This window comes from Achromobacter sp. ACM04 (assembly GCF_014851465.1).
Lineage (GTDB): Bacteria > Pseudomonadota > Gammaproteobacteria > Burkholderiales > Burkholderiaceae_B > Achromobacter > Achromobacter aegrifaciens.
Genome location: NZ_JACUZS010000003.1, coordinates 1,139,228 through 1,165,451, shown reverse-complemented (window position 1 = coordinate 1,165,451; position 26,224 = coordinate 1,139,228). Strand labels below are relative to the sequence as shown.

The 26,224-nt window shown below is 65.4% G+C and carries 24 protein-coding genes; 9 read left to right on the top strand and 15 right to left on the bottom strand.

Translation table 11 applies throughout. The features are described 5' to 3' along the window. The 5 genes from phoU to rmuC form a co-directional block, all read right to left on the bottom strand. Positions 1 to 720, bottom strand: a complete 720-nt coding sequence (gene phoU / locus IB259_RS21740) for a phosphate signaling complex protein PhoU (protein WP_054451167.1) — start codon at positions 718 to 720, stop codon at positions 1 to 3. Positions 721 to 894: 174 nt separating this feature from the next. Beyond that, a complete protein-coding gene (gene rpiA / locus IB259_RS21735) occupies positions 895 to 1,575 on the bottom strand; it encodes a ribose-5-phosphate isomerase RpiA (RefSeq protein WP_054451340.1) in 681 nt (226 codons plus the stop codon). A 37-nt stretch (positions 1,576 to 1,612) separates the two neighbouring features. Further along, positions 1,613 to 3,274 (bottom strand): isovaleryl-CoA dehydrogenase, encoded by a 1,662-nt coding sequence (locus tag IB259_RS21730; protein WP_192330085.1) that lies wholly within the window; start codon positions 3,272 to 3,274, stop codon positions 1,613 to 1,615. 64 nt (positions 3,275 to 3,338) lie between these two features. Continuing rightward, positions 3,339 to 4,868, bottom strand: coding sequence for an amidase (locus tag IB259_RS21725; protein ID WP_054451165.1), 1,530 nt, complete (start codon positions 4,866 to 4,868; stop codon positions 3,339 to 3,341). A gap of 106 nt (positions 4,869 to 4,974) precedes the next feature. Next, complete coding sequence (gene rmuC, locus IB259_RS21720; RefSeq protein WP_156337313.1) at positions 4,975 to 6,345, bottom strand: DNA recombination protein RmuC; 1,371 nt, start codon at positions 6,343 to 6,345, stop codon at positions 4,975 to 4,977. 140 nt (positions 6,346 to 6,485) lie between these two features. Between rmuC and IB259_RS21715 the strand changes: the two genes are divergently transcribed. Next, positions 6,486 to 7,184, top strand: a complete 699-nt coding sequence (locus tag IB259_RS21715; RefSeq protein ID WP_054451163.1) for a PhoP regulatory network YrbL family protein — start codon at positions 6,486 to 6,488, stop codon at positions 7,182 to 7,184. A gap of 40 nt (positions 7,185 to 7,224) precedes the next feature. On the opposite strand, the gene IB259_RS21710 is transcribed toward IB259_RS21715, so the two are convergent. From IB259_RS21710 to IB259_RS21670, 9 genes are all read right to left on the bottom strand, one after another. Beyond that, on the bottom strand, positions 7,225 to 7,938 hold the full coding sequence (locus tag IB259_RS21710; RefSeq protein WP_119450571.1) for a DNA-3-methyladenine glycosylase: 714 nt from the start codon (positions 7,936 to 7,938) through the stop codon (positions 7,225 to 7,227). 19 nt (positions 7,939 to 7,957) lie between these two features. Then, positions 7,958 to 8,314, bottom strand: a complete 357-nt coding sequence (locus IB259_RS21705; RefSeq protein ID WP_054451162.1) for an arsenate reductase — start codon at positions 8,312 to 8,314, stop codon at positions 7,958 to 7,960. Further along, positions 8,311 to 9,120, bottom strand: coding sequence for an ABC transporter permease subunit (locus IB259_RS21700; protein WP_042792726.1), 810 nt, complete (start codon positions 9,118 to 9,120; stop codon positions 8,311 to 8,313). Before IB259_RS21700 ends, IB259_RS21705 begins: the two co-directional genes overlap by 4 nt. Next, positions 9,117 to 10,037: an ABC transporter permease subunit gene (locus IB259_RS21695; RefSeq protein WP_054451161.1), complete on the bottom strand. Its 921-nt coding sequence runs from the start codon at positions 10,035 to 10,037 to the stop codon at positions 9,117 to 9,119. Before IB259_RS21695 ends, IB259_RS21700 begins: the two co-directional genes overlap by 4 nt. Then, a complete protein-coding gene (locus IB259_RS21690; RefSeq protein ID WP_054451160.1) occupies positions 10,034 to 11,161 on the bottom strand; it encodes an ABC transporter ATP-binding protein in 1,128 nt (375 codons plus the stop codon). Before IB259_RS21690 ends, IB259_RS21695 begins: the two co-directional genes overlap by 4 nt. Before the next feature lie 6 nt (positions 11,162 to 11,167). After that, positions 11,168 to 12,271: a polyamine ABC transporter substrate-binding protein gene (locus IB259_RS21685; RefSeq protein ID WP_119450499.1), complete on the bottom strand. Its 1,104-nt coding sequence runs from the start codon at positions 12,269 to 12,271 to the stop codon at positions 11,168 to 11,170. Positions 12,272 to 12,415: 144 nt separating this feature from the next. After that, complete coding sequence (locus tag IB259_RS21680) at positions 12,416 to 13,153, bottom strand: 3-deoxy-D-manno-octulosonic acid kinase (protein ID WP_370528708.1); 738 nt, start codon at positions 13,151 to 13,153, stop codon at positions 12,416 to 12,418. Continuing rightward, positions 13,143 to 13,565: a group II truncated hemoglobin gene (locus tag IB259_RS21675; protein WP_054451157.1), complete on the bottom strand. Its 423-nt coding sequence runs from the start codon at positions 13,563 to 13,565 to the stop codon at positions 13,143 to 13,145. The genes IB259_RS21680 and IB259_RS21675 overlap by 11 nt, the downstream gene beginning before the upstream one ends. Further along, complete coding sequence (locus IB259_RS21670; RefSeq protein ID WP_119450501.1) at positions 13,565 to 16,096, bottom strand: ABC transporter permease; 2,532 nt, start codon at positions 16,094 to 16,096, stop codon at positions 13,565 to 13,567. The genes IB259_RS21675 and IB259_RS21670 overlap by 1 nt, the downstream gene beginning before the upstream one ends. A gap of 103 nt (positions 16,097 to 16,199) precedes the next feature. Between IB259_RS21670 and IB259_RS21665 the strand changes: the two genes are divergently transcribed. The 4 genes from IB259_RS21665 (at position 16,200) to IB259_RS21650 (ending at position 20,432) form a co-directional block, all read left to right on the top strand. After that, complete coding sequence (locus IB259_RS21665) at positions 16,200 to 17,174, top strand: TRAP transporter substrate-binding protein (protein ID WP_054451155.1); 975 nt, start codon at positions 16,200 to 16,202, stop codon at positions 17,172 to 17,174. A 101-nt stretch (positions 17,175 to 17,275) separates the two neighbouring features. Then, positions 17,276 to 17,776, top strand: coding sequence for a TRAP transporter small permease (locus IB259_RS21660; protein WP_054451154.1), 501 nt, complete (start codon positions 17,276 to 17,278; stop codon positions 17,774 to 17,776). A 36-nt stretch (positions 17,777 to 17,812) separates the two neighbouring features. Beyond that, a complete protein-coding gene (locus IB259_RS21655) occupies positions 17,813 to 19,090 on the top strand; it encodes a TRAP transporter large permease (RefSeq protein WP_054451153.1) in 1,278 nt (425 codons plus the stop codon). 910 nt (positions 19,091 to 20,000) lie between these two features. Beyond that, the gene (locus IB259_RS21650; RefSeq protein ID WP_054451152.1) at positions 20,001 to 20,432 is read left to right on the top strand and encodes a flagellar protein FlhE; all 432 of its coding nucleotides are present in this window, start codon (positions 20,001 to 20,003) and stop codon (positions 20,430 to 20,432) included. A 75-nt stretch (positions 20,433 to 20,507) separates the two neighbouring features. Here the strand turns inward: IB259_RS21650 and IB259_RS21645 are convergent, their stop codons facing one another. Beyond that, positions 20,508 to 20,933, bottom strand: coding sequence for a hypothetical protein (locus IB259_RS21645; protein WP_192330083.1), 426 nt, complete (start codon positions 20,931 to 20,933; stop codon positions 20,508 to 20,510). 265 nt (positions 20,934 to 21,198) lie between these two features. On the opposite strand from IB259_RS21645, the gene IB259_RS21640 reads away from it, so the two are divergent. The 4 genes from IB259_RS21640 to IB259_RS21625 are packed head-to-tail and all read left to right on the top strand — an operon-like array spanning position 21,199 to position 26,173. Further along, positions 21,199 to 22,773 carry a TolC family protein gene (locus tag IB259_RS21640; protein WP_192330081.1) on the top strand — a complete coding sequence of 525 codons (1,575 nt, stop codon included), beginning with the start codon at positions 21,199 to 21,201 and terminating at the stop codon, positions 22,771 to 22,773. Beyond that, positions 22,763 to 24,280 (top strand): efflux RND transporter periplasmic adaptor subunit, encoded by a 1,518-nt coding sequence (locus IB259_RS21635; RefSeq protein WP_192330079.1) that lies wholly within the window; start codon positions 22,763 to 22,765, stop codon positions 24,278 to 24,280. The genes IB259_RS21640 and IB259_RS21635 overlap by 11 nt, the downstream gene beginning before the upstream one ends. A gap of 1 nt (position 24,281) precedes the next feature. Continuing rightward, positions 24,282 to 24,971 carry an ABC transporter ATP-binding protein gene (locus tag IB259_RS21630; RefSeq protein ID WP_192330077.1) on the top strand — a complete coding sequence of 230 codons (690 nt, stop codon included), beginning with the start codon at positions 24,282 to 24,284 and terminating at the stop codon, positions 24,969 to 24,971. Beyond that, positions 24,959 to 26,173, top strand: coding sequence for an ABC transporter permease (locus IB259_RS21625; protein ID WP_192330075.1), 1,215 nt, complete (start codon positions 24,959 to 24,961; stop codon positions 26,171 to 26,173). Before IB259_RS21630 ends, IB259_RS21625 begins: the two co-directional genes overlap by 13 nt. Positions 26,174 to 26,224 lie beyond the last annotated feature (51 nt).

Genomic DNA, 26,224 nt, shown 5'->3' with positions numbered 1-26,224 from the left:
TTACTCTTCCGTGTCTTCTTCTTCACCGCGCGCCAGGCGCTCGGTGTTCTTCACGCCGGTGTGGCGCACGTCGGCGCCCTTGACCATGTAGATCACGCGCTCGGACATGTTCTTGGCGTGGTCGCCGATGCGTTCCAGCGCGCGCGCGATGAAGATCATGTCGATGGCGCGCGAGATGGTGCGCGGATCTTCGATCATGTACGTGATCAGGTGGCGCAGCGCGCCCTTCCATTCCTTGTCCACTTCCTTGTCGCTGCGCACGACGGCGGCGGCCTGGATGGGATCGAGGCGGGCGAACGCGTCCAGCGCCTGATGCAGCATGGTGCGCACATTGGCAGCCATGTGGCGCAGTTCGATCACCGGGATGTGGCGCAGTTCGGCTTCGTGGATGCGGCGCGCGACGGTGGCGACCTTCTCGGCTTCATCGCCGGAACGCTCCATGTCGGTCAGCATCTTGGACACGGCCATCAGCATGCGCAGGTCGATGGCGGTGGGCTGGTGGCGCGCCAGGATGCGGCTGATGCTCTCGTCGATTTCGACTTCGTGGCGGTTGACTTCCTTTTCACGCTCACGGACTTTCTCGACCAGCGAAATGTCGCCGCTGGCGAGCGCGTCGATGGCCTCCTGGATCATGGCTTCCACAAGGCCGCCCATTTGCAGGAACTGCGAACGGACGCTTTCGAGGTCCGCATCGAACTGCTTGTTTGTATGCTCCGACATCCGGGCTCCCTGCGTGTTTGGTCTCATTGCACTGCCCTGAAAAAAGGATATTACGAGATGGGCCTGCACAACCCGCAAGGTTATGACCCAAGTGTGACAGGATTATGAACACGGACCCCGGCGGCCACAAGGCGGGCCGGCCGGGGCAACGCCGGGAGGCGTCGGCAAGCGGACTCAGGCGCGGCGGTCCAGCCGGCGGATGCCGTTTTGCGTGGCCAGCAGGGCCACGTCGGCGCCCGCGATCGCGAACAGGCCGCAGGTCACTACGCCCGCCAGATTGTTGACCCGGGCTTCCAGGCCCGGCGCGTCGGTGATGGACAGGCCGGACACGTCCAGGATGACGTTGCCGTTATCGGTGACGAATCCCTCGCGCAGCTTGGGCTGACCGCCCAGCGCCGCCAGGGCGCGTGCCACGGATGCGCGCGCCATGGGGATGACTTCGACGGGCAGCGGGAACTTGCCCATGGTCTGCACCAGCTTGGACTCGTCGGCGATGCAGATGAAGCGCTCGGCCACCGAAGCCACGATCTTCTCGCGCGTCAGCGCGCCGCCGCCGCCCTTGATCATGTGCAGGTTGGCGTCGATCTCGTCGGCGCCGTCGACGTAGATCGGCATCGTCGTGATGTCGTTCAGGTCCAGCACCTTCAGCCCGTGTCCGGCAAGCCGGGCGGCGCTGCGCTCGGAACTGGCCACCGTGCCGCCGATCCGGCCCTTGAAACGGGCCAGGCCGTCGATGAAGAGATCCGCCGTGGAGCCCGTGCCCACGCCGATGATGGCGTCGGGTCCTGCGACCTGTTCAACGAATTCCAGGGCCGCGTCGGCGGCTTGCTGCTTGAGTTCTTGCTGGGAAAGCATGGCGAAAAATGCGGGAAGGTTGGTCAAGCCAGGAAATTTAGCATGCGGCAGCAGGCCACGCCCGCGCCAGGATGGCCTGCACATCCGCGCCCGCCGCCAGTTCGCCGAACACGCCGCCGCCCGCGTTCAGGCGGCTGGCGACGAAAGCCTGCGCCACCGGCGCAGGCGCATGCTGGATCAGCAAGGCGGCCTGCCACAAGCGCGCCAGGCCGGCGGCGATGCGGCGAGCCTGGAACTCGGCCTGGACGCCATCAGCCAGCAAGGTCCGCCAGCGCGCCAGCGCGTCGTCGAAGTCCTGGTACTGCCCCGCCGCCTGCGCGAACTCGCGCTCCAGCGCGGGCAGCGCCCCGGCCTCGCGCTGCAAGGCGCGCAATACGTCCAGCGCCATGACGTTGCCGGAGCCTTCCCAGATGGAATTGACCGGGGTTTCGCGGTAAAGCCGGGGCATAGGGCCGTCGTCCACGTAGCCGTTGCCGCCCCAGACCTCCATGCATTCGGCCACCGCGGCGATCGCGCGCTTGCATACCCAGAGCTTGGCGGCCGGCGTGCCCACGCGGACCAGGGCCCGCGCCGCGGCGTCGGCGCGCTCGTCCACGGCGCGCGCCAGCCGCAGGCCCAGCATCATGGCCGCCTCGCTTTCAAGCGCCAGGTCGGCCAGCACGTTGCGCATCAGCGGCTGCTCGATCAAGGGCTTGCCGAAGGCGTGACGGTAGCGCGCATGATGCGCCGACTGCACCAGCGCCTGCCGCAGCAGCGCCGCGCTGCCCAGCACGCAATCCAGCCGGGTGGTGGCGGCCATCTCCAGCAGCACGGCCAGGCCGCGGCCCGGTTCGCCCACCATGACGCCCCAGGCTTCCTCGAATTCGACCTCGGCGCTGGCGTTGCTGCGGTTGCCCAGCTTGTCCTTCAGCCGGCGCACGCGCACGGCATTGCGCGGTCCGTCCGGTATCCAGCGCGGCACGAAAAAGCAACTGAGTCCTTCGTCGGTCTGCGCCAGCACCAGATGCGCGTCGGCCTGCGGCACCGAGAAAAACCATTTGTGGCCGACCAGCAAATAGGCGCGGCCGCGGCCGGGCGCGCCTACTGGCGTGGCGCGCGTGGTGACGGCGCGCAGGTCGGAGCCGCCCTGCTTCTCCGTCAGGCCCATGCCGATCAGGGCCGAGCGCTTCGCGGCCAGCGGCGCGTCGGCGCCGTCGAACTCCCGCGAATACAGGGCGTTCAGCCATTGCCCGCCGAAATCCACGACGCCCGCAGGTTCACGCTGCAACAGCGGCACCGCGGCAAACGTCATGGTGGTGGGACACAGGCTGCCCGCCTCGACCTGCCCCTGCATGACATAGGCCGCGGCCCGCGCCACCTGCGCGCCCGGCTCGGGCTGCGCCCAGGCGCGGCTGTGCAGGCCGCGCGCCATGATGCCGCCCATCAGCAGATTCCAGGACGGATGGAATTCGACGCGGTCGATGCGGTGGCCGCCGCGGTCGTAGCTGACCAGGCGCGGCGTGCAGCGGTTGGCCTGCGCGCCGGCTTCCAGCGTCTGCGCGCGGCCCAGCCAGGCGCCATGCGCCGCCAGGTCCGGCTCCCAGGCTTGCGCGCCTTCGCGCCGCACCGCCTCGCGCAAGGCCGGGTCGGTTTCGTACAAGGAGTAGTCCTCCAGGGGCGGCACCTGGTTGGATACGGTATGTGTCGCGAACGATGACATGGCTGCTCCCTGGATCGGTCCACTGATGCGCCGCCAGCCCGCGGCGCGGTCAGCCCCTTCGGGCCTATCTGGCCATCGGCGCCACCAGGGCCCAGGGCCGCAGCGCCTCGACCTGCGCCGCCAGCTCCAACAGCAGCGCCTCGCTGCCCAGCGGCCCCATCAGCTGGATGCCGATGGGCAGGCCGTCGGACGACATGCCGAAGGGGATGGAGATGGCGGGCATGCCGGTCAGATTGGCCAAGGGCGCAAACGGCGAATACCCGATGACGCCCTTCTTGCCCAAACGGTAGGCCAGGTAGTCGGCGTTGTCCATGGCGTAGCGGCCGATGGGCGCCGGCGGCTGCGCCAGCACCGGGCTCAGGAACAGGTCGTAGCCTTGCGCGCCGTCGCGTTCCAGGAAGCGGCCGACCCGGCGCGTGATCTCGTGGCAGGTGTCGACGCAGGCCACGTACTGCGCACCGGAGATGGCGCGGGCGTATTCGCGCGCGCCCAGCGTTGTCGGTTGTAATTCATCGGCGGCCAGGCGGCGGCCGCGCGCGGCCACGAAGGCATCAATGGCGTTGGCCGCCGCGCTCGCGATCAGCGGCAGCATCGGCGACAGCACCTCCTCGGATCCCACCGGCGGCGCGGCAGGCACGAGTTCATGGCCCAGCGACGCGAAAAGCTGCGCGGCCTCGTCCACGGCGGCCGCCACTTCAGGATGGATGGCCTCGCCCTCGTAGGTCGTGTTGACGAAGGCAATGCGGCGCCGTGCGGCCGATTGCGGATCAGCAGCGACGCGCGCCACCACGGCGCGGTAGGAGTCAGCCGGCAGTGCCGGCGCGGCGTAAGGCGCACCCACGTCGGCGCCGGCGCTGATGTCCAGCGACGCGGCGCAGTCGCGCACCGACAGGGTCATCATGTGTTCGGTGGCCAGGCCGCCCCAGCCTTCACCCTTCAGCGGGCCCAGCGGCATCAAGCCGCGCGAAGGCTTCAGGCCCAGTACGCCGCAGCAGGACGAAGGAATGCGGATCGACCCGCCGCCGTCACTGCCATGGGCGATGCGCACCATGCCGCTGGCCAGCGCAGCGCCTGCGCCGCCGCTGGACCCGCCCGCGCTATGGCCCGCCTTCCAGGGGTTCTGGGTGGCCGGCCCGTAGACCGGCGATTCGGTGGTGGGGCTCAGGCCCAATTCGGCGCTGGTCGTGCGGCCGAACGGAATCAGGCCCGCGCGGCGGTAGCGCTTGACGATCTCGGCGTCGACGTTCCATTCCACCTGGCCGTACAGCACCGAACCCATGGCGCTGGGCAGGCCCAGCGCCGCCGTGCCCAGGTCCTTGAGCAAGGTAGGTACGCCCAGGAACGGCCGTTTCTGCAATTGCGCCAACCGCTGTTCCTGCGACAGGCCGCCCAGCTCCTCGTCCAATGACTGCGCCAGGCGTAGGCCGATTTCCGCCTGCAGGCCGCAGGCGGCGTTGATCGAGGGATTGCGGGCCGCCACCCGGTCCACCGCCTGCTGCATCGCAGCAAGCGCAGTGGTGACCCCTTGTGCGATATCGGCGCCCAGCGCCGTCGCGTCCAGGGTGGAGGAATCATGGCGTTCAGCGGTGCTCATGCTTGCAATGCTCCAGGTGACTGACGGCGGATTGCCGCTGACGCCAGGATATCGGCAGTCGCTGCGGGCAACAAGCTCACGCCCCTGCGATGCCGCCGCGGCCGGATCAGTTCTGGCCTGCGGCCTGGTCTTCGTCGTCGTCCCCGGTGTAGCCCTCGTCCGCAGTGCCGAGCAGGAGCCGGGCGTCGGCTTCGGGCAGCGCCTCGACGGCTTTCAGGTTCTTGAGCATGGCGCGGGTGCGCACTTCCGTCTGGCCGATCTTGTTGCTGGCGGTGTCCAGCGTCTTCTTGACGCTGGCCAGGGATTCGCCGAACTTGCCGAACTCCGTCTTGACCGCGCGCAGCACCTGCCAGACCTCGGACGAACGCTGTTCGATCGCCAGCGTGCGAAACCCCATCTGCAGGCTGTTCAACAATGCCGCCAGGTTGCTGGGGCCGGCCACGTTGACGCGCAGGTCATGCAGCTTATCGAGCAGCCCCGGGCGGCGCAGCACCTCCGCGTACAGGCTCTCGGTAGGCAGGAACATGATGGCGAAGTCGGTGGTGTGCGGCGGCGCCACGTACTTGCCGGCGATCAGGCGCGCCTGCAGTTCCACCGCGCGGCCCAGCGCGGCGCCGGCGTTCTTCACGCCTTCGGTGTCGGCGGCTTCCTGCGCGTCCATAAGGCGCTCGTACTCTTCCTTGGGAAACTTGGCGTCGATCGGCAGCCAGACGGGTTCGCCGCCATCGCCGCGCCCCGGCAGGCGGATGGCGAACTCCACCACGGCATCGCTGCCCGGCACGGGCTTGATGTTGCTGGCGTATTGGTCCGGCGTCATGTTGTCCTCGATCAGCCTGGCCAGTTGCACCTCGCCCCAGGTGCCGCGCGACTTGACGTTGGTCAGCACCCGCTTCAGGTCGCCCACGCCCGCCGCCAGGGCCTGCATTTCGCCCAGGCCCTTGTGCACGGCCTCCAGGCGGTCCGACACCAGCTTGAAGGACTCGCCCAGGCGCTGCTCCAGCGTGGCGTGGAGCTTTTCGTCCACGGTGCGGCGCATTTCGTCGAGCTTGGCGCTGTTGTCGGTTTGCAACGATTGCAGCCGCTGGTCGACCGTGGCGCGCACTTCCATCAGGCGCCGCTCGTTGATCTGGATGAGGCCCTGCAGCTGCTCGGAGAAACCCGCCGCAAATCGCGCCAGCGATTCCGCCGACTCCGCGCGCGCGGCCTGGGCGTCACGCGACAACCCGGCGCGCAAATCGCCATGCGACTGCGACAGCTCCACCCTCAAGGCGCGGGTGGAGTCCGCGAATTCGCTGCGCAGGCCGCGCTGCCCTTCCGCGATGTCGGCGCGCAGCGCGCGCTCGGTGCGTTCCAGGCTTTCCAGCAGCGCGTCGAGCCGGGCATCCTGCGCGGGCGGGCGCAGCCATGCCAGCAAGGCCGCCAAAAAGGCCAGAACGGCGCCGCCCGCGGCGATCCAAAGCAGATGTATGTCGTTCAAAAGATGCGTCTCCAAAGCCGGGATTGTAGGACTCCGGCCACGCCTTCCCCGGTAAATCCGGCCGAGATTCGGCATCTGGCGGACTCATGCTCCAGCTCAAGGATTAAACTCGGGAGCATCCAAACAGGCTTGATCTCCCCTTGAACCCCGCAGATCCTTCTCTCTGTACGCCCGCGGCGTCTTTCCAGTCCATCTTCGGGCCGCTGGACCTGAACGCCGCCACGCCGGTCGCCTCCGGCCATGACCGGCACATCTTCCAGCACCCCAACATGCCGTCCTTGCTCGTCAAGGTCATGGACATGCGCGCCCGCGCGATTTATCTGGAGGCCCGCCCGTTCAAGCGCTGGTATAAGCAATACCAGCGCGAAAGCGCGTACCGCGTCTACCTGACCGAAATCTACGAATACGTCACCACCACCACCCGCCCCTCGGGCGTATGGCAGGTGCCCATGGCGCGCATACTCGGCGTGGCCCAAACCACGCTGGGCTTGGGCCTGGTCGTCGAGAAAATCCGCGACGCCGACGGCAACATCGCCCCCACCGTGACGGACCTGGCCAGGCAGGGCAAGCTCGACGACGCCCTCAGCGCGCAGCTGGACGAATTCTTCCAGGATCTGGCCGATGCCCACGTGGTTCTGCACGATGTCTCCGCCAGCAACATCGCCTGTGGCCTGAATGCCGACGGCAAGCAGGGCTTGTACCTGATCGACGGCTTCGGCGGCCTGCCGCTGATCCCGATCTATGCCTGGAGCAAGCGCCTGAACAGCCGGCGCATCCACCGCAAGTACGTGCGCATGCGCGCGGCCCTGGCCGAACGTATTGCCACCGGCGGGTTCTGACGCGCCCTGCGCAGACGCGGCCGGGGCGCGGGCCGGTCGGTTACGCCTGCGGCGCCTCTGGCAACACCACGCCCTGGCGGTCCACCCATACGTAGTCGTGGCCGGCGCGCTGTCCGCGGCGCAAGGGATTGCGCGTGCAAAAGGCCGCGTAAGCAGGGTCCACAAAACGGTAGTGCAGGTGTTCGTCCCGGCCCAGCGGAATGCCCAGGCGCGTGGTGCAGATCAGGGCTTCGGGCGACTCCCCCACATCCTCCACATACAGCGCCTGCGGGTCGAAACCGCGTGCGTCCCAGTCCGGCACTTTCAGGCCCAGCGCCCGGCACAGCAGGGTCTGGCCGGCGCACAGGCCGGAGACCGGTCGCGGCCGCCCCTGTGCATCGGGGTTCAACTCCAGCATGCGGGCCAGCGCTTGCGGTCCGGACAGCGCGTCCGTCCAGGGATAGGCGGATTTGATCAGCACGGCATTGCCCGGCCCTCCCGCGCTGAAATTCAGCGAATCCCCGCCGCGGGCGTAATACATGTAGACCGTACCGCCGTCCATGAACAGCGCGCGCCGCTTATGGGTGTACCCCAGCGACGCATGGCTGCCCTTCTCTTCCAGGTAATAGGCTTCGGTCTCGATGATGCGGGCCGACAGCCACAGGTCGCCCACGCGGTGGCGGATGACCTTGCCCGGCAGCTCGCGCGCCAGCTGGGCGGCGTCGCGGTCGAAGAAGGCGTCAGGCAAGGCCCGGCCGGGCGCGCCCGGCGCCAGGCCGGCCTGGGCCGGCGCCTCAGGCGAAACGTTCGCCGTAGCGCTTTTCGCTGAAGCCAACGCTCACCTCGCCATCGGGCGTGACCGTGACCGGGCGGCGCACCAATGCCGGATACTCGGCGATCAACTGGGTCCACTGCGCATCGGTGTGCGCCGTCTTGCGCTCTTCGGGCAGGTTGCGCCAGGTCATGGACGTGCGGTTGACCAGTTTTTCCCAGCCGCCGACCTGGTCCGCCCAGGCTTTCAGCGTGGCGGCCGGCACCGGGTTGTCGCGGTAGTCCACGAACGCGTGGGCGACGCCATGCGCCGTCAGCCAGTCGCGCGCCTTGACGCAGGTGCTGCACTTGGTCAGGCCATACAGGGTGGTTTGCTTCATTTGGGTTCGGACTCCTTGCGCCATTGCATGCGGTTGGCCAGGATCACGCAAGTGCCGACCGCCAGGATGAAGAGGGTCGCCAGCGCGTTGATCTCGGGTTTCAGGCCCAGGCGCACGCGCGAGAAAACTTCCATGGGCAACGTGCTGGAGCTGGGGCCGGACAGGAACGAGGCCAGCACCACGTCGTCCAGCGACAGGGTGAAGGACAGCAGCCAGGCCGAGGCCAGCGCCGGCGCGATCAGCGGCAGCGTGATCTTGAAGAACACGGTCATGGGCGTGGCGCCCAGGTCCAGCGCGGCTTCTTCCAGCGAACGGTCCAGGTCGCGGATGCGGGTCTGGATGACCACCGCGACAAAGGCCATGCACAGGGTCACGTGGCCGACCCAGATCGTGAAGATGCCGTTTTCGGCGGGCCAGCCCAGGCTGCCGCGCAGTTCCACGAACATCAGCAGTAGCGAGATGCCCAGCACCACTTCGGGGATGACCAGCGGCGCGCTGAGCATGCCCACGTACAGCGCGAAGCCGCGGAAGCGCCCCATGCGCCCCAGCACGTAGCCGGCCCAGGTGCCGATGATGACGGCGGCGGTGGCAGTCATGGCGGCAATGCGGAACGACAGCCAGGCCGCGCGCAGCAGCGCGTCGTCGTTGAACAGCGAGTGATACCAGCGGAACGAGAAACCGGTCCAGGACGTGACGGTGGGCGACTCGTTGAACGAGAACACCATCAGGCTGATGATGGGCACGTACAGGAAAAAGTACCCCAGTCCCAGCACGACGGCGCGCAAAGTCTTGTTGGGCCCGTTCATTTGCGGCCTCCGTTCGCCTGTTCCTGCTGCTTGACCTGGTTGTATTGGAAGTACACCAGCGGCACCAGCAGCAACAGCACCATCACGCAGGTCACGGCCGAAGCCATGGGCCAGTCGGCGTTGTTGAAGAACTCATTCCACATCACGCGGCCCATCATGAGCGTGTTGGCGCCGCCCAGCATTTCGGGGATCACGTACTCGCCCACCGCCGGGATGAACACCAGCATGGCGCCGGCAATCACGCCCTGGCGCGACAGCGGCACCGTGATCTGCCAAAACGCCTGCCAGGGCTTGGCGCCCAGATCGTAGGCGGCTTCCAGCAGGCGCAGGTCCATCTTCACCAGCGTGGCGTACAGCGGCAGGATGAAGAATGGCAGGTAGGCGTAAACCATGCCGATGTAGACGGCGATGTCGGTGCGGTAGATTTCCAGCGGACTGGAAATGATGCCCAGGCCCTGCAGCAGGTTGTTGAGCAGCCCGTCGTTGCGCAGGATGCCGACCCAGGCGTACACGCGCAGGAGCAGCGAAGTCCAGAACGGCAGGATCACACCCAAAAGCAGCAGGTTGCGCACCGCCGGCGACGAACGCGCGATGTAATAGGCGATGGGATAGCCGATCAGCACGCAGAAGAGCGTGGTGATGGCGGCGATCTTCACCGAATTCAGATACGTGGCGAAGTACAGGCTGTCCGTGAACAGCAGGATGTAGCCGCGCAGGTGCAGGCTGAACTGCACCGCCTCGTCCTTGAATTCCGCCAGGGACGTATAGGGCGGAATGCCGAACTTCAGTTCGGCGAAACTGATCTTCAGGACCAGCAGGAACGGCACCAGCAGGAACAGCACCAGCCAGGCGAACGGCGGCACCACCGCCAGCGCCCGGCCCGACGGCAACCAGTCGCGGGGCGAAAAGCGGATCATGACGCCAGCACCGTGGCGCTGTCGGCGTCCCAGCTGACGAAGATCTCTTCATCGATGCCGGGCGCGTCCATCTGGGCCAGCAACTGGCTGGGCACGCTGGCCTCGACCGTCTTGCCGGAATCCAGGCGGATCTGATAGAGCGCGTAGCTGCCCATCCAGGCCATGTGGCTGACCATGCCATGGGCCCAGTTGTATTCGGCTTCGGGCTGCTCGCGCGACACCACCAGGCGTTCAGGGCGGATGGAGACGTGCACTTCCATGCCCAGCGGCTCGCTCACGCCGTGGTTGACGAAGAGCGGACGGGTCAGCTCGCCGCACTCGATGGCGACGTGGTCCGGTTCATCGACCACGATGGTGCCGGTGAACATGTTGGTCGACCCGATGAAGCTGGCAACGAAGCGGGAATTCGGAAAGGCGTAGACGTCCTGCGGCGTGCCGCATTGGACGATCTGGCCTTCGGTCATGACGGCCAGGCGGTGGGCCATGGTCATGGCTTCTTCCTGGTCGTGCGTGACCATGATGCAGGTCACGCCGACCTGCTCCAGGATCTTCACGAGTTCGATCTGGGTCTTCTGGCGGATCTGCTTGTCCAAGGCGGACATGGGCTCGTCCAGCAGCAGCAGCTTGGGCCGCTTGACCAGGCTGCGCGCCAGGGCCACGCGCTGCTGCTGGCCGCCCGACAGCTGGTTGGGCTTGCGGCGCGAATAACCGGCCATCTGGACCAGGTCCAGGGCTTCGAACACGCGGTCATGGATCTCGGCCCGGTCCACGCCTTCCTGCTTCAGGCCGAAGGCCACGTTGGCCTCGACCGTCATGTGCGGGAACAGCGCGTAGGACTGGAACATCATGTTCACGGGCCGGCGGTACGGCGGCACGTGCGTGATGTCTTCGCCGTCCAGGAATATCTGGCCCGAGGTGGCTTCCTCGAAGCCCGCCAGCATGCGCAGCAAGGTGGACTTGCCGCTGCCCGAACTGCCGAGCAGGGCGAAGATCTCGTTGCGCTTGACCGAGAGATTGACGGAACGGACGGCGACCACATCGCCGAAGATCTTTACGACATCGGAAATCCGGACGAACTCGTCCGGATCGGCCGAATGCTGCGCCGAGTAACGGCTATCGCTCATGATGACTTATCTTCCAGACTTCAGCTCGGACCACATCCGGTTTTGCAGGCGTTGGATGTTCAAGGGCAGCGCCTTGATCACATACAGGGTCTTGGAGACGTCCGCCGGCGGGTAGATCATGGGGTTGTCGGCCACGTCCTTGACCACGAACTGCCGCGCCTCTTTGTTGGCGTTGGGATAGAACATGGTGTTGGTGATGGCCGCGTGCACCTTGGGCGTTTCGATGTAGTTGATGAAGGCCAGCGCCTCTTCGGGATGCGGAGCATCCTTGGGGATGACCATCAGGTCGAACCACGCGGGCGCGCCGCCCTTCGGAATGAAGTAGTTCACTTCATAGGACTTCTTGGCGTCCTGGGCGCGCTTGCGAGCGATCATCACGTCGCCGGAAAAGCCGTAGACCATGCACAGGTCTCCCACGGCGAGCTCGTCGATATAGCCCGACGAGCTGAACTGGCGGATGTACGGACGGATCTTCATCAACACGTCCAGCGCGGCCTTGTAGTCGTCGGCGTTGGTGCTGTTGGGATCCTTGCCCAGGTACTTCAGCACGGCCGGGAACACCTGGGCGGCTTCGTCCAGCATGGAGATGCCGCACTCTTTCAGCTTGGCGGCGTTCTCGGGCTTGAAGATCATGTCCCAGTTGGCCAGGTCCACGCCGTCGCCCATGATCTGCTTGACCTTGGTGACGTTGTAGCCCAGGCCATTGGTGCCGTAGCCCCAGGGAATGGCGTATTCGTTGCCGGGATCGACGGTGGCGACCAGCGCCATGATTTCGGGATCCAGATACTTCCAGTTCGGGATCTTGGACTTGTCCAGCTTCTGGAACAGGCCGGCTTCGATCTGGCGCGAGGCGTAATGCGTGGACGGGACAACGACGTCATAACCCGACTTGCCGGCCAACAACTTGGCCTGCAGGGTGTCGTTGCTGTCGTAGACGTCATAGCGGACCTTGATGCCGGTTTCCTTTTCAAAACCGGGAATTGTGTCCGGAGCCGTGTATTCGGCCCAGTTGTAGACGTTGACGACCTTGTTCTGCGCCACCGCCGCCGACGAGGCCGCCATGACCAGCATCGCCCCAAGCGCCAAGCGCATACCCGCCCGTAGTTTCATCACCAGCCCCCTTGCGTTATGCCGTATGTGACAGGAGTACCAAAAGGCGAAATGATAAAGCTTTTTAGCGAGGACCTGCCCAACTTTGCCGGGCGATTGGCGCGATTTGGGCCAGATGGCGGCATTTGGCCGCCCCCGCCGGGATCAGGGCTGGATCCCCACGCCCCAGGCCGTCCAGTAGCTGTCGCGCAGGCGCAGCCAGAAGCGCTCGCCCTCTTCCCCGGCGACCTTGCGCAGCGAACGGCGCAGGCGCTCCAGGTTGGCCTCGCGCTGGCGGTCGGACAGGGAACCTTGCGTGCCGCGGTCGAAATCGATCAGCCAAATGCGACCGTCGCTGCCCACCAGGATGTTGAAGGCATTGAGGTCGGCATGCCAGACGCCCGCCCGGTGCATGCGCACGATGGCCTCGGCCGCCGCCTGCCAGACCGGCTCGGCCAGCACGTGGGCCAGCGGCCGCACGCCGGGAATGCGCTCGACCACGATGGCGGCGCGGTAGATCGGGCCTTGCCGCCAATAGGCGGCGGCCAGCGGCGCAGGCACCGCCAGGCCCTGGGCGCGCATGGCGGCCAGCAGGCGGTATTCGCGAAAGCTGCGGGTGCGGGCCTCGCCGTTCCAGAGATAGGCGTCGCGGCTGATGCGCGCGACCATCCCGCCGCGGCGGTAGCGGCGCAGCACGCCCTGCCAGCCCGCCCCCTGCACGAACCAGGCGGCCTGGCGTCCGCCGGCATCCACCGGCCGCGCCCGGTCGCCATAGTGCGCCGGGTTGAACAGGTCCGGGCCGGCTTCGGTCAGGCGCGAGGGATCGCTCAGCATGGCTCCGCCCAGGGGGCCGGACCAGGCCTGGCGCCGTTCACCGGATCGGGAATCGCCTTCAGCCTTCACGATTGCGCATCCAGTCGGCTACGCCGTAGAAGGACTGCAGCAGGCGTTCGACCAGGGCCGGTTCGATCCCCTGGTCTTCCATGGCCCGGCCAATGCAGGTCACCCACTGGTCGCGCTCGACCTCACCGATCGAGAACGGCAGGTGGCGGGCGCGCAGCCGGGGATGGCCGAAGCGTTCTATATAGTGGTCCGGGCCGCCAAAGTAACCGCAAAGAAACCAGAACAGCTTGTCGCGCGCCTGGTCCAGGCTGGGACCATGGGCCGCCCGCAGCTCCTTCAGGTCGGGCTCCATGTCCATCAGGTCATAGAAGCGGTCCACCAGGGCGCGCACGCCCGGCTCGCCGCCAAGTAGGTCAAAAATGCTGCTGGAGTTTTCCACGGGTTCGGTAATCGTATGGACGCGCGTCGGCATCAGGTTTCTCGTAGGGTGACCAGGGGCGGCGTGCGCAACACGCCGCGCAGGGCCAGGGCGCCGCCGGCCCAGGCGCCCAACATGCCCGCGGCGATGCCCGCCAGCCACGGCCAAAGGCTAAGAGTAATAGTGAAATCAAAGACCTGCGTTGACAAAGCCCAAGCGATCGCGGTGGCGCCGGCCGCTGCCAGCAGACCAGCCAGGCCACCCACGGCCCACAGCTCGATGCGCTGGGAGCGCGCCAGCTGGCTACGGGTGGCGCCCAGCGCGCGCAGCACGGCGGCTTCGCGCATGCGCTCGTCGCGCGTGGCCGTCAGCGCCGCGGACAGCACCAGCACGCCGGCGGCCAGCGTGAACAGGAACAACAGTTGAACGGCCTTCCCCACTTCGTTCAGTACTGATTGCAGCTGTTGCAGGATGGCGCCTACGTCGAACACCGTCAGGTTCGGGAACTCGCGCACCAGCGCGGGCAGGACCGAGGCCTTTTCGGGCGGCAGGTAGAAGGACGTGATCCAGCTCTGGGGCATGTCGGCCAACGCGGCGGGCGTCAGGATGGCGAAAAAATTGACGCGCATCGTATCCCAATCGACCCGTCGGGTGCTGGTGACTGCCGCCTCGACCTGCTGCCCCGCCACATCGAAGGTCATCTTGTCGCCCAGCGCCAGGCCCAGGCTCTTGGCCAGGCCTGACTCCAGCGACACCTCGGACGCGCCCGGCTGCAGCCAGCGGCCCTGCTCGATACGGTTGGAAGACGGCAATTCGTCGCCATAGGACAGGTTGAACTCCCGGTCCACCAGCCGCTTGGCGCGGGGTTCCTCGTAGTCGTCCGGCCCCACGGGCTTGCCGTTGATGGCGATCAGCCGCCCGCGCACCATCGGCGCCAGCGTGATGCGGCCCAGGCCTTCGCGGGTGAGCGCGTCGGTCACGGCCTGGCGCTGGTCCGGCTGCACATTGATGAGGAAACGGTTGGGTGCGTCCGGCGGCAAGGTCCGCTGCCAGCCCTGGATCAGGTCGGTGCGCGTCATGGTCAGCAACAACAGCGCCATCAGGCCCACCGCCAAAGCGCACACCTGGGTGATGGTGGCGGCGCGCCGGCGCACTACGCCAGCCAGCGCGAAACGCAGCGCCGGCAGGCCGGCGGCCAGCCGGCGCACGCGTGCCAGGCCCAGGATGCAGAGCCAGGCCACCAGCGCGAACACGGCGAAGGCTCCCAAGAAGCCGCCCGCCACCACGCCGCCCAGCTTGGCGTCGCCGGCAAACCACCAGATCAGCAGTGCGAAGCCCGCGGCCCCCAGGACATAGCCCAGGGCGCTACGCGCGCTGAGCGCGTCGGCGTCGCGGCGCAGCACCCGGGCCGGCGGCACGTGGCGCAGCTGGGCCAGCGCCGGCAAGGCAAAACCCAGCAACAGCAAAAGGCCGGTCAACAGCCCCTGCAAGGCCGGGATGGCCGAGGGCGCAGGCAAGCTGGTATCGATCAGCGAACCCAGCAGCATGACCAGCACCTGATGCACCGCATAACCCAGCAGGCAGCCCGCGGCCGACGAGAACAGGCCGACCAGGGTGAACTCCAGCGTCAGCATGCGCGACACTTGCGACTGCACCGCCCCCAGGCAGCGCATGACCGCGATGCCGTCGCGGTGGCGCGTCATGTAGCGGCCGGCGGCCAGGGCCACGGCCACGGCCGATATCAGCACCGCCAGCAGCGCGACCAGCGACAGGAAGCGCTGCGCCCGGTCCAGCGTGCGGCGCACTTCGGGCCGGCCGGACTCCAGGGTGGCAACCTTCTGGCCGCGCTTCAGATTCTGCTTGAGCCACGTCGAGTAGCCCGCCACGGCGTCGGGCTGGCCCGCAACCAGCATGGCGTAGCCGATGCGGCTGCCCGGCGCGATCAGGCCGGTGGCGGGCAGATCGCTGGCGCGCAGCAGCACCCGCGGCGCCACGTTGACGAATTGCATGCCGCGGTCCGGCTCATAGGTAATGACGCGGTCCACCCGCAGGTGGGCGTCACCCACGTTCAGCGTGTCGCCCACCTTCAGGTTCAGCAGGGACAGCAATTGGGCGTCCACCCAGACCGCCCCTTCAGGCGGAATATCGCGAGTCGGGGCATCGGGTTCGAACGGTGCGCCCGCCACGCGCAGGGCGCCGCGCAGCGGATAGCCCGGCTCCACCGCCTTCAGCGCAGCCAGTTGGGCGCCGTCTCCGGCTCCGACCATGGAAGGAAACTGCCAGGTACTGGAGACGGCCAAACCGCGTTCGCGGGCCTGATCCATGAAGACCGCTGGCACCGGCTCGTCGGCGTCCAGCACCAGGTCGGCGCCCAGCATCTGCCCGGCGTCGCGCTCCAGCGCCCGGCCGACCCGGTCCGCCAGGAAGCCGACGCTGGTCACCGCGGCAACCGCCACGACCAGCGCCAGCACCAGCAGCCGCAGTTCCCCGGCGCGGGCGTCGCGCATCATCATCCTGGCGCCCTGGCGCAAGGTGGACCAAAAACCTGGGCGCCTGGCCCGTGACGTATCAGGGAAATCCATCATTCCACAATGTTAACCAACGGCCTAGATCGGGGCCGAATCCCGATATCATCCCGGGGCGGGAGGCTAAGCCACCCATAAAGATACTCAAAACCTGGAGAAGACGATGCGTAAATCCTGGCTTGCCGCCACGATACTGGCCGCCTGCACGGCCGCAACCGCCCTGCCCGCCGTGGCGCAGAACACCCTGAAGATGGCCTACGCGCTGTCCACGTCCTCGCACTATGGCGCCGGCGCCGACGCGCTGGCCAAGTCCATCGAAGCCTCCACGGGCGGGAAGTACAAGGTACAGCAATTCGCCAACAGCGCGCTGGGCGGCGAACGCGAAGTGATCGAAGGCCTGCAGATCGGCACCATCGACCTGGCCATCGTGTCCACCGGCGCCACGCTGAACTTTGTTCCCGAAACCGGCGTGTTCGACATCCCCTTCCTGCTGCGCGACCTGCCGCACGCCCGCAACGTGCTCGACAGCAAGATCGGACAAGATATGCTGGCAAAGTTCCCCAGCCGCGGCATCATCGCCCTGGCCTGGGGCGAACAGGGCTTCCGCCACCTGACCAACAACGTCCGCCCGGTCAAGACGCCGGCCGACGCCAAGGGCCTGAAGATCCGGACCACGGAAAACCCGATCCACATCACGGCCTTCCGCCAGATCGGCATCCTGCCGACCCCCATGGCCTGGCCTGAAGTCGCCACCGCCCTGCAGCAAGGCACCATCGACGGCCAGGAGAACCCGCTGTCGGTGATCACCTCGGCCAAGCTGTCGCAGATGCAGAAATACCTGTCCTTGACCGGCCACGTCTACGGCCCGGCCCTGGTGCTGATGTCGGCCAACGTGTACGAGGGCCTGTCGGCCGCGGACAAGGCCAACTTCGACAAGGCTGGCAAGGAATCCGCCCAGGCCATGCGCGCCTACGTGGACAACATCGAGAAGACGGGCGTCGAACAACTGAAGAAGGAAGGCATGCAGGTGACCGAAGTGGACCGCGCCGCCTTCGCCGCCGCCGTCGAGCCTGCCTACCCCGAGTACTACAAGAAGTTCGACAAGAAGCTGATCGACGCGATCCGCGACACCAAGTAAGCAGGGGTCGCCCCGATCCGGGGCGCATCCCCTTGGCGGCGGGATCCCGGTCCCGCCGCTTTTGTTCCCATCCTTTGCGTACAACGCCAACGGGATTCATCATGCGTTTGCTCTGCGCCTTCGACCGCGGCCTGTTCAAACTGGTCTCGGTCCTTGCCCAACTGCTGCTGGTGGCCGCCGCGGCCGCCGCCTTCTACCAAGTCATCGCGCGCTTCGTGCTGCACTCCCCGGCCGACTGGAGCGAGGTGCTGACCCGCGCCCTCCTGATCTGGACCGTGCTGCTGGGCGTGGCCCTGGCCTTTCGCCACGGCGCCATGATCAGCGTGGAACTGCTGCGCAACCTGCTGGGCGGCACGCGCCGCCGCGTGCTCGAAGCCGTGATCGGCCTGATCTGCGCCGGATTCCTCGGCTTTCTGGCCTGGATTGGCGGCAACATGACCTACCGCGTGCGCTTCCAGACCGTGCCGAGCCTGGACATTTCGATTTCCTGGATCTATCTGGCCATCCCCGTGGGCGCCACCCTGGCCGCCATCGCCGTGCTGGCCCGCTGGTGCGCCGGCGAAGAAGACGACGTGCCTGTGCGCAACGACGCGCAAGGCTGAGCCGCCCCCCACAGAACATAAGCAGCAGATATCGCCATGTCCCAATTAATGATTGTCTCGATGCTGATTTTCTTCGGGCTGTCCGTGCCGGTCGCCGTGTCGATCGGCCTGGCCAGCCTGGCGGGAGTCGGCGCCGCCGGCCTACCCTGGGTGGTGGTGGCCCAGCAACTCTTCGCCGCGCTGGACAAGTACCCGCTGGTCGCCATCCCCTTCTTCATCCTGGCCGGCAACCTGATGGAAGCCGGCGGCATCTCCGAACGCATGGTGGAGTTCGCCAAGAGCGTGGTGGGCGGCATCCAGGGCGGCCTGGCCTGCACCTGCGTGCTGACCTGCATGATCTTCGCCGCCGTGGCCGGCTCCAGCGTGGCCACCACCTTCGCGGTGGGCGCGATCCTGATTCCCGCCATGATCCGGCACGGCTACCCCGCGCCCTTCGCGGCGTCATTGCAGGCCAGCGCGGCGGAACTGGGCGTGATCATCCCGCCGTCCATCCCGATGATCCTGTTCGCGGTGTCCACCGACACCTCGACCGGCGAACTGTTCATCGCCGGCGTCATGCCCGGCATCCTGATCGGCGTGGCGCTGATGCTCTACGTCTGGCTCTACGCCAAGCGCAACAACCTGGGCAAGCGCGACGGCGAAGGCCGCCTGCCGCTGTGGCCTGCGTTCAAGAACGCCTGGCTGGCGCTGATGATGCCGGTCATCATCCTGGGCGGCATCTACGGCGGCATCTTCACGCCAACCGAAGCCTCGGTCGTGGCAGTGATGTACGCCGTGGTGGTGGGCAAGTTCATCTACCGCCGCCTGAGCTTCAAGCAGCTGTCCGCCACGCTGCACAAGTCGGTGGTGTCGACGGCGGTGATCATGTTCGTGATCGCCAATGCCGGCATCTTCAGCTTCCTGCTCAACCGCGCGGGCATCCCGGACGCGCTGGGCGTGTGGCTGGCGCAGATCTTCGACACCAAGTTCACCTTCCTGATGGGCGTGAACGCGGCGCTGTTCGTGATCGGCATGTTCATCGAAACCTCGGCATCCATCGTGGTGCTGGCGCCCTTGCTGCTGCCGGTGGCGCTGAAATTCGGCGTGGAGCCGGTGCACTTCGGGATCATCATGGTGGTGAACCTGGCGCTGGGGATGATTACGCCGCCGTTCGGCGTGAATCTTTTCGCGGCTTGCGCGGTGGCCAAGTTGCCGTTGGAGAGGTTGATCAAGCCGTTGATTCCGTTTGTGGGGGTGGTGATTGTTTGCCTGATGGTCATTACTTATTGGCCGGGGTTGTCGCTGGGTTTGCGGGACCTGGTCTACGCTAAGTAGGTCTGTTTGCAGGTTCTGTTGTAGTGGCGGGCGTCAGGGCTTCTTCGTAGGCCGCTCGCCGGCGCGGGCGCCTTGGCGGCGAGCGCCCACGATTGCGGTCCGGAGCCTTCGCTCCGGACTGCCCCTTCGTCATCTTCGTCCGGGCCTGCGGCCCTCCCTTCAGATTCCCTCGGGCGCATCGAGGTTGCTCGCCGCCAAGGCGCCCGCGCCGGCGAGCTACCGATTTCTTGGCCTGTCGCGCTGCTAGACCCGTGGTTAGTGGCGATTCTTGCGTTGCCCGCTGCTTGCGGCCGCGCGGGCGGCCGCAAGCAGCATACGTGTTGATGGGCGTCGTGGCTGTCTGCGCTTGCGCGAATGCGGGGAACCGTTTGCTAATGGCACCTGCATCTGGGGTGTGGGCGGTGATGGGTGGCGCGCGGCGAGCAGCCGTTCACGCATCGAGATCCGTTCGCGCGCGCCACCCATCCGGCGGAAGCAACTCGTTGACCCCGCGCCGCGTCTCGGCCGCTGCCCCCCCTCAGACCCTGCGTCGTGATCGCCTCGGACCACAATGTTGTCCACGCACCAGGGCGGATTCAAGCTCGCGTACGGATCTCGGAAGATCATCTGCGGATTGCAGCCCCCCGCAGCACGTGTAGCTGTCGCACGTTTCGTTGCTGACGGATTGTCACGCCATTAGGCCTGTAAGCGAAACGGCTCTATCTGGGCTCTGACGCACGACATCGCCATTCATGCACCTAGTCTTTTGTAGAGATGTGCAGCTGATGCCTATCAGATAGCCTGCGTTCGCCATGTCATTTTTCGCACGAGGAGGAATTCACGAATTGACATGGTCGGATTACGCGAGGGATTCGTCCAGATCTGCTCGCACCTGTTCCATCAACTCAATATCACGCACTGGAGTCGTCTTATGACATTCAAGAAACGTGCTGTGCTAGCTGTCGCCTCCCTGACACTCGCGGCGTTCGCCCAGAACGCCATGGCTGAGGGCGCCTACTCGAGTTCCGCGGTCATGCCGACCATCTACAGCAAGAATCACTGGTACACCGTGGCACCGCCCGTGCTCGGGAGTCCCCCGAGCACTGCAACCATCACCACGGTGTACTACAGCTACGGCTATCGCTTTCCGCGCCCGGCAGGCTTCCAAGTGCTGCTGTGCGACAACAGCGGCACCAACTGCACCGACGTGACCTCCAGGGGCTCGGGCTCGGTCAGTTTCAAAGGCAAAGGTGTCAAGGCCAACACGCCTGTCCGCTTCCAAGCACGCGTCGCTGGCAATGGCACGATGTCGCCCCTGGTGGGTGATGGCACCGCCAACGTGTCGGTGAACTACGACGACTGATCCGGCATTCGGCGAGCGGGCAATGGGTCTCACCCCGGCTCGCCGTGAATGATGAATCTGCAACTACGCGGCCTTTCAGCCCGCCGGTGCGAGCCAGCCACTGGCCTCAAGGTAGTCTTCGGATTGCGAGTTCGTATGGTCAAAGAGCTTGGCAAGAATCTGATCTGCAGGAGTACCCTTTGCCTTCTCGGAGTCGTATATCGCCTTGCGCTGCGCGTCAATCACGGCGGCCTCCTTGGAAAACCTTTCCTTGAAGGCTTCGTCGATGATGCGCCCGGAAGAGAGCTTATTCAACGGTTCCCCTCCCCTTCCCGGTGCAAGCTGGTCGCGAATGTCGTACCAGATCGTGCTGGGTATGTTCACCATGTCAGACGCGAACTGTTCAGCGTATTGCGGGTCGGAAGCTGCGGAATTCAACCACTTTTCCTGAATCGCGGTGCGGCCCTGCGTCGCGGTCCCCGCCTGGTTCGAGCGCTTGCGCGCCACATCGGAAATGCTCACTTGTGTGTACGAAGAATCGAATCCCCCTAAACCCGCCACGTCCATCGACGTCGATTTCGCCGTAGTCGAACTCGGTCTCGAAAAGCCCACTCGATCTGCGCCTTGGAACGAAAGAACGCTATAGCCAGACTGAATATTCACTTGCATCCCCAATCAATATAGGAAGTGCCGCCCCTTGAAGCATTTTTGCTCAATGTTCTTGGCACCTACGCCCCGGAAAGCTACGTTGATAGAACTGCGTCCTAACTTGTCGCCTGATACTAGATTGAAGGATTGCGAGCCTTACGTCCAAAAAGCGAGCGAAAAATGGGACTTTTCTGACTTCTTTCATGCCACGCACACGCATTCTCAGCGCAAGACACATAACCCTCAGCGCTACCTCCCGGCCGCGCTGACCGGATTGTTTCTTTTGACGTGCGACGCCGTGTTCGGTGCCGATGTTCTCTATTCCGAGTACCAAGCCAAACAGCAGCAAAGTGCGTTCGCGTTTCCCCTGGAAGAAGCCATCGCGCTGGCGGTGAGGAACAACAGGTTGGTGAAAAGCGCCTACGTCCAGCGCATCAGCCAGAAATTCGATCTCTACGTCAGCGAAGGGAAGTTCTACCCGAAACTGCTGCTCACAACGTCCGCGTTGACGAGCAAAGTCAACGGTACCTCCAGCAACGCGAAAGACCTGAACACCAACGCGTCGGTCACCTTGCCGACCGGGGCGACCGTATCTATCGCCAATGTCCAGGGCAGGAGCACCTCAGGCAAATCTTCGTCTACATCGGTCACGCTGAGCCAGCCCCTGCTGAAAAATGCAGGCATCGATGCGAACACGGCCTCAGTCCGCATCGCGCGCCTCGATGATGAAATCAGCCGGCTAGCACTCAAGGCAACGCTATCCCAAACCGTCGCGCAGGTGATCTACGCCTACCGCGAGCTCCTGCGCGCCCAGGAACAGAAGGTGATCGCCGAGGCAGCCCTGGCACGCAACAAAGATCTGTACGAGGTCAACCGCTCGCTGATTGCGGCAGGACGCATGGCCAAGGTGGAGATTCTGCAAACGCAGGCCGAAGTCGCGAATCGGGAAGTGGCGCTGGAAGAAGCGGAGAACCAGATCGACGCGGCCCGACTGGCCCTTGTAGCGTTGCTTGCTCTGGAGCCGCGCACACCTCTATACGCGACCGCTCCAACCAGCGTGGACTGGCGTCCTACCGACCCGACGCGCGCCCTGGAAACGGCGCTCACGCTTCAGCCCGACTACCTCTCCATGAAAATCCTGGTCGAACGGGCCAAGATCAGTCTGGACTATGCCAAGAACCAGCAGCTATGGGATTTGTCGCTGGTGGCCACCAGAACCCAGGCCCGGAGCGGCGGCGCGTCGCCGGGAGCCATGGACATTCAGGCGTCCGGCGCCCGGACCGGCGGCAGCTACGCGGGCCTGCAGCTCACCATCCCCTTCGGGGACCGCTCCATCAAGCAACCCGAGGTGCGCGCCTCCGTAGATCTGCACACCCAAGAACTCAAGTTGCTTGAAACGCGTCAAACGGTGGAGCACCGAATCCGCGATGCCACGCGCAATGTCCAAACCCGATGGCGCCAACTGGAACTCTCGATCAAGGCCCGCGACTTGTCCCGGCAGAAGCTTGAGGCGGAGAAGGAAAAGCTACAGGCCGGCCAATCGTCGAACTTCCAGGTGCTGTCCTTCGAGAACGACCTGCGCAATGCCGAGAACGCCCGCCTCAATGCGCAGATCACGTACCTGAACACGCTCACTGAACTGGACGAACGCATGGGCAAGACCCTCGACGTCTGGAGCATCCCCATCATCCAGACCAATGGCTATGAGAACTGAAGAGTCCATGCCGTCAGCCCGGCAGGTCGGCCTCGTGGTCGTGAGCGCCGTCGGCATCATCGAATCACTCAACATCGAGGCGGAGGTGCTTCTGCGGCTACCGAGTGTATCGCTCATCGGCCAGCCGGCCATCGCGACATTGCTCGATATCGCTGACGCAACGTCCGCGAGCACGTTGATCTCACGGTTCGGCACACCGCCGCGCGGCGGCAGTGCTCGAGAAAGACACCATCACGCCACACGGCTGTTCGTGCACTGCGAACGGCTTCCCGGCGCCGAAGCTGATGGCCGTTGGTTGATTCTGCTCGATACCCCGCTCCCCTCGGTCGCACCAGCAGCCGCAGCGCGGCGCGCGGGGCACACCAAAATTCCCACGCTGGCCGCCGGTAGCTCGGCGGCCCTCTTGGTCGCTGTGCTGCTTGGAAAAACGTTTGGCCCCGACGCGGCTCCGCCGACGGCCTCATCTGGAGCGAGTGCAGCCGCATCGGCTTCGATGACGCCAATCATGGCACCCACCACCCCGGCCTACATTTCCGTCATCGGCACCATCGAGGCCAACGAAACGCTCGGCGTTTCGGCCCCTTTCGATGGCGTCATCAAAGAAAGGCACTTCTCGTTCGACACGGAAGTCAAGCAAGATCAGTTGCTGCTGATACTGGACCCAACGGACTTGAACCAACGCGTCCAGGAAGTCAGGGTGGCGATGCTCAAGGCCGCCAAGACCATGCAGGAACTTGAGCGCTGGGACAGTGGCGCCGAAGTCTCGCGGGCGAGACGCACATTCGTGCTGGCCCGCCAGCAGGTCGAACAAACTGAGCGCAAAGTGCGGGAAACCGACGGGCTGGTCAAGAAGGGCATTCTCGCCCGGAACGAGTACGACATCGTGGCGGAACAGCTCACCGGTTTCAAGGCCCAGTTGGCGGCGGCAGCGGATGACCTGAAGGCCACCCAGGAAAAAGCCGACAAGAGCAGCATGGAAATCGCCAAAATCGAGTATGAGCAGGCCAGGGCGAAGCACGAGGACTTGGCCAGGAGCGCGCTGCTGGCACGCATCGCCGCGCCGCGTTCCGGCATTCTGTCGAAGGCGCCAGCATCCTCTGGACAGGCACCGGCGACACTTGATGCGGGAAGCCGGATCACGAAGGGTCAGCTACTGTTCAACGTCGCGCTTACCGGCAAGCTGCGCGTGTCGGCCCGGGTCGACGAAGCGGACGTCGTCAGCCTCGCCACAGGCATGCCTGTGGAAATGTGGATCGATTCACAGGAGATCGCCCCCCTCCTAGGACACCTTGCCAGTATCTCGGCACAGGCCATCCAAAGCGGCAACGGCGTCCGCAGCGCCCTGTTCGACGTGAGCGTCGATCTGCCGGCATTGAGCGAGGAGCAGCGAGGGAAGCTGCGCGTCGGAATGACCTGCAACCTTCGCATAGAAACCCGGAGCGCCGCGAATCCCGAGTCAGGCGGCCCAGCGCGTATCGGCAGGGCGCCTGTGCAGACAAGAAACTGAAATGCTGAAACTGGATCGGATCAGCAAGGCCTACCACAATGGCAGCGGTACAGTACCTGTGCTGCAAGACGTTTGCCTCGAGGTCGGCGCTGGCGAAATGTGCGCCATCATCGGAGCCTCCGGGTCGGGCAAGAGCACGTTGCTCAACATCATGGGGTTGCTCGACGCGCCGGATAGCGGCGCCGTGCTCTACCGGGGGAAGCCCGTGCATGATGCGGACTTGAAGACGCGAGCCAACCTGCGCAATCGCCACATCGGATTCGTATTCCAAGCCTTCAATCTGCTGCCACGCATGAGCGCACTCGACAACGTCGGCCTTCCCCTGCTCTACCGCGGCATCGGCAAGTCCGAGCGCCGCCGACGGGCACAGCGCTGGCTGGAGCGCGTCGGGTTGGCCGATCGCGCGGAGCACCTGCCGGACTCGCTATCCGGCGGACAGAAGCAGCGAGTCGCCATTGCGCGGGCCCTGGTCGGAGCGCCGCAGCTCGTGCTCGCCGATGAACCCACCGGCAACCTTGATCAGAAGGCGGCGCAGGACATTCTCAGCCTACTGGGCGAACTGAGCCGGGAGTCCGGCGTCGCGGTCGTCATCGTGACCCACGACCCTGCCATCAGCGTCAAGTGTCAGCGGGAAATCGTGGTCAGTCACGGGCGGGGCGTTGTTCGCGAGAGTGCGCCATGGCGTGGATGAATTTCCCGCGCGCAACCGGCTCCTTGCGCGCCATTGTCGAGGATGCCATCGACAATATGCGCGCGGTTCGGCAACGCACCCTGCTTTCCCTGATCGGCATAGCCATCGGCGCTGCGGCCGTCGTGGCGCTCTTGAACATCGGAGAGAACACCTCGGACGAGGCTGCGCGCCAATTCAAGTCGATGGGGACGGACCTCATCATTGTTCAGGACAGCCCCACCCTCGGCGGACAGCGCAAAGCCCCTCCACTCAGGAGCGAAGACGCACAAGAAATGGCAAAGAGTATCGCTGGGGTTTCCCTGGCCGCTCCGCTATCGACGACGCCAGTCAAGACCGGCACAGGAGGAAAGTTGCTCGACGCGACGGTCATTGGCACCACGGAACACCTGATGACCGCAGCTCGGCTGGAACTCGCCCGCGGCCGATTCATTTCCCACCGGGATGGATTGAACACCGTGGTGGTGGTCGGAGGGAATCTGGCTACGCAACTCGTCGGCGGCGGCACAGAGCTGGCGCTGGGCGATGAGATCCGCATGGACAACTACCGCTATACGGTCGTGGGAGTCCTGCGTAGTGCTCCACGCAACCCACTACTGCCGTTCGATCTCGACAACGCCCTGATTCTGCCGATCAAGGCGGATCGCCGCGCGAACTCCGCGACCGGAGCGTTATCCAACATCCTGCTGCGCGTTGCCGAGGGCCACGACCCTCTGCATGCGCTCACCGAGGTCTCCTCGTTTCTTCAGCGCAAGGGCAGCAACGCCCAGGCGCAGGGAGCGCTGCTGCTGCTCGACGGCATGCGGCAGCAAGGGCAGATGTTCAAATGGATGCTGGGTGGAGTGGCCTGCATCTCGCTGCTTGTTGGCGGCATTGGCATCATGAACGTCATGCTGGCCGGTATCGCCGAACGACGCCGCGAGATCGGGCTGCGCATGGCCATCGGCGCCGACCAGTGGGGCGTCATGACAATGATCGTCACGGAGGCAGTCAGCCTCTCGTTCGTGGGAGGCGGAGCAGGCACCCTGCTCGGCATGTTCGCCTCCGTGCTCTACGCGTGGTTCACAGGCTGGGAGCCTACGCTATCGGCTCTGGCGGCACTTCTCGGGTTCGGCATGTCGCTTTTGACCGGATTTTTCTTCGGTATCTACCCCGCCTTTGCAGCCTCGAAATTGAGTCCGATTGAAGCACTCAGATCCGACTGAAACCGGCTCATCCACGGCGCGGTTGGCGCCCTAAGAACCGATCTTCGACCA

Excerpts from the sequence above, each read along its gene's own strand:
- rpiA (WP_054451340.1), bottom strand. The coding sequence starts at position 1,575 with ATGCTTTCCCAGCAAGAACTCAAGCAGCAAGCCGCCGACGCGGCCCTG.
- phoU (WP_054451167.1), bottom strand. The coding sequence starts at position 720 with ATGTCGGAGCATACAAACAAGCAGTTCGATGCGGACCTCGAAAGCGTC.
- IB259_RS21730 (WP_192330085.1), bottom strand. The coding sequence starts at position 3,274 with ATGTCATCGTTCGCGACACATACCGTATCCAACCAGGTGCCGCCCCTG.
- IB259_RS21685 (WP_119450499.1), bottom strand. The coding sequence starts at position 12,271 with ATGAAACTACGGGCGGGTATGCGCTTGGCGCTTGGGGCGATGCTGGTC.
- IB259_RS21635 (WP_192330079.1), top strand. The coding sequence starts at position 22,763 with ATGAGAACTGAAGAGTCCATGCCGTCAGCCCGGCAGGTCGGCCTCGTG.
- IB259_RS21725 (WP_054451165.1), bottom strand. The coding sequence starts at position 4,868 with ATGAGCACCGCTGAACGCCATGATTCCTCCACCCTGGACGCGACGGCG.
- IB259_RS21705 (WP_054451162.1), bottom strand. The coding sequence starts at position 8,314 with ATGAAGCAAACCACCCTGTATGGCCTGACCAAGTGCAGCACCTGCGTC.
- IB259_RS21630 (WP_192330077.1), top strand. The coding sequence starts at position 24,282 with ATGCTGAAACTGGATCGGATCAGCAAGGCCTACCACAATGGCAGCGGT.
- IB259_RS21675 (WP_054451157.1), bottom strand. The coding sequence starts at position 13,565 with ATGCCGACGCGCGTCCATACGATTACCGAACCCGTGGAAAACTCCAGC.
- IB259_RS21660 (WP_054451154.1), top strand. The coding sequence starts at position 17,276 with ATGCGTTTGCTCTGCGCCTTCGACCGCGGCCTGTTCAAACTGGTCTCG.
- IB259_RS21690 (WP_054451160.1), bottom strand. The coding sequence starts at position 11,161 with ATGAGCGATAGCCGTTACTCGGCGCAGCATTCGGCCGATCCGGACGAG.
- IB259_RS21665 (WP_054451155.1), top strand. The coding sequence starts at position 16,200 with ATGCGTAAATCCTGGCTTGCCGCCACGATACTGGCCGCCTGCACGGCC.
- IB259_RS21695 (WP_054451161.1), bottom strand. The coding sequence starts at position 10,037 with ATGATCCGCTTTTCGCCCCGCGACTGGTTGCCGTCGGGCCGGGCGCTG.
- IB259_RS21670 (WP_119450501.1), bottom strand. The coding sequence starts at position 16,096 with ATGATGGATTTCCCTGATACGTCACGGGCCAGGCGCCCAGGTTTTTGG.
- IB259_RS21700 (WP_042792726.1), bottom strand. The coding sequence starts at position 9,120 with ATGAACGGGCCCAACAAGACTTTGCGCGCCGTCGTGCTGGGACTGGGG.
- IB259_RS21655 (WP_054451153.1), top strand. The coding sequence starts at position 17,813 with ATGTCCCAATTAATGATTGTCTCGATGCTGATTTTCTTCGGGCTGTCC.
- IB259_RS21650 (WP_054451152.1), top strand. The coding sequence starts at position 20,001 with ATGACATTCAAGAAACGTGCTGTGCTAGCTGTCGCCTCCCTGACACTC.
- IB259_RS21625 (WP_192330075.1), top strand. The coding sequence starts at position 24,959 with ATGGCGTGGATGAATTTCCCGCGCGCAACCGGCTCCTTGCGCGCCATT.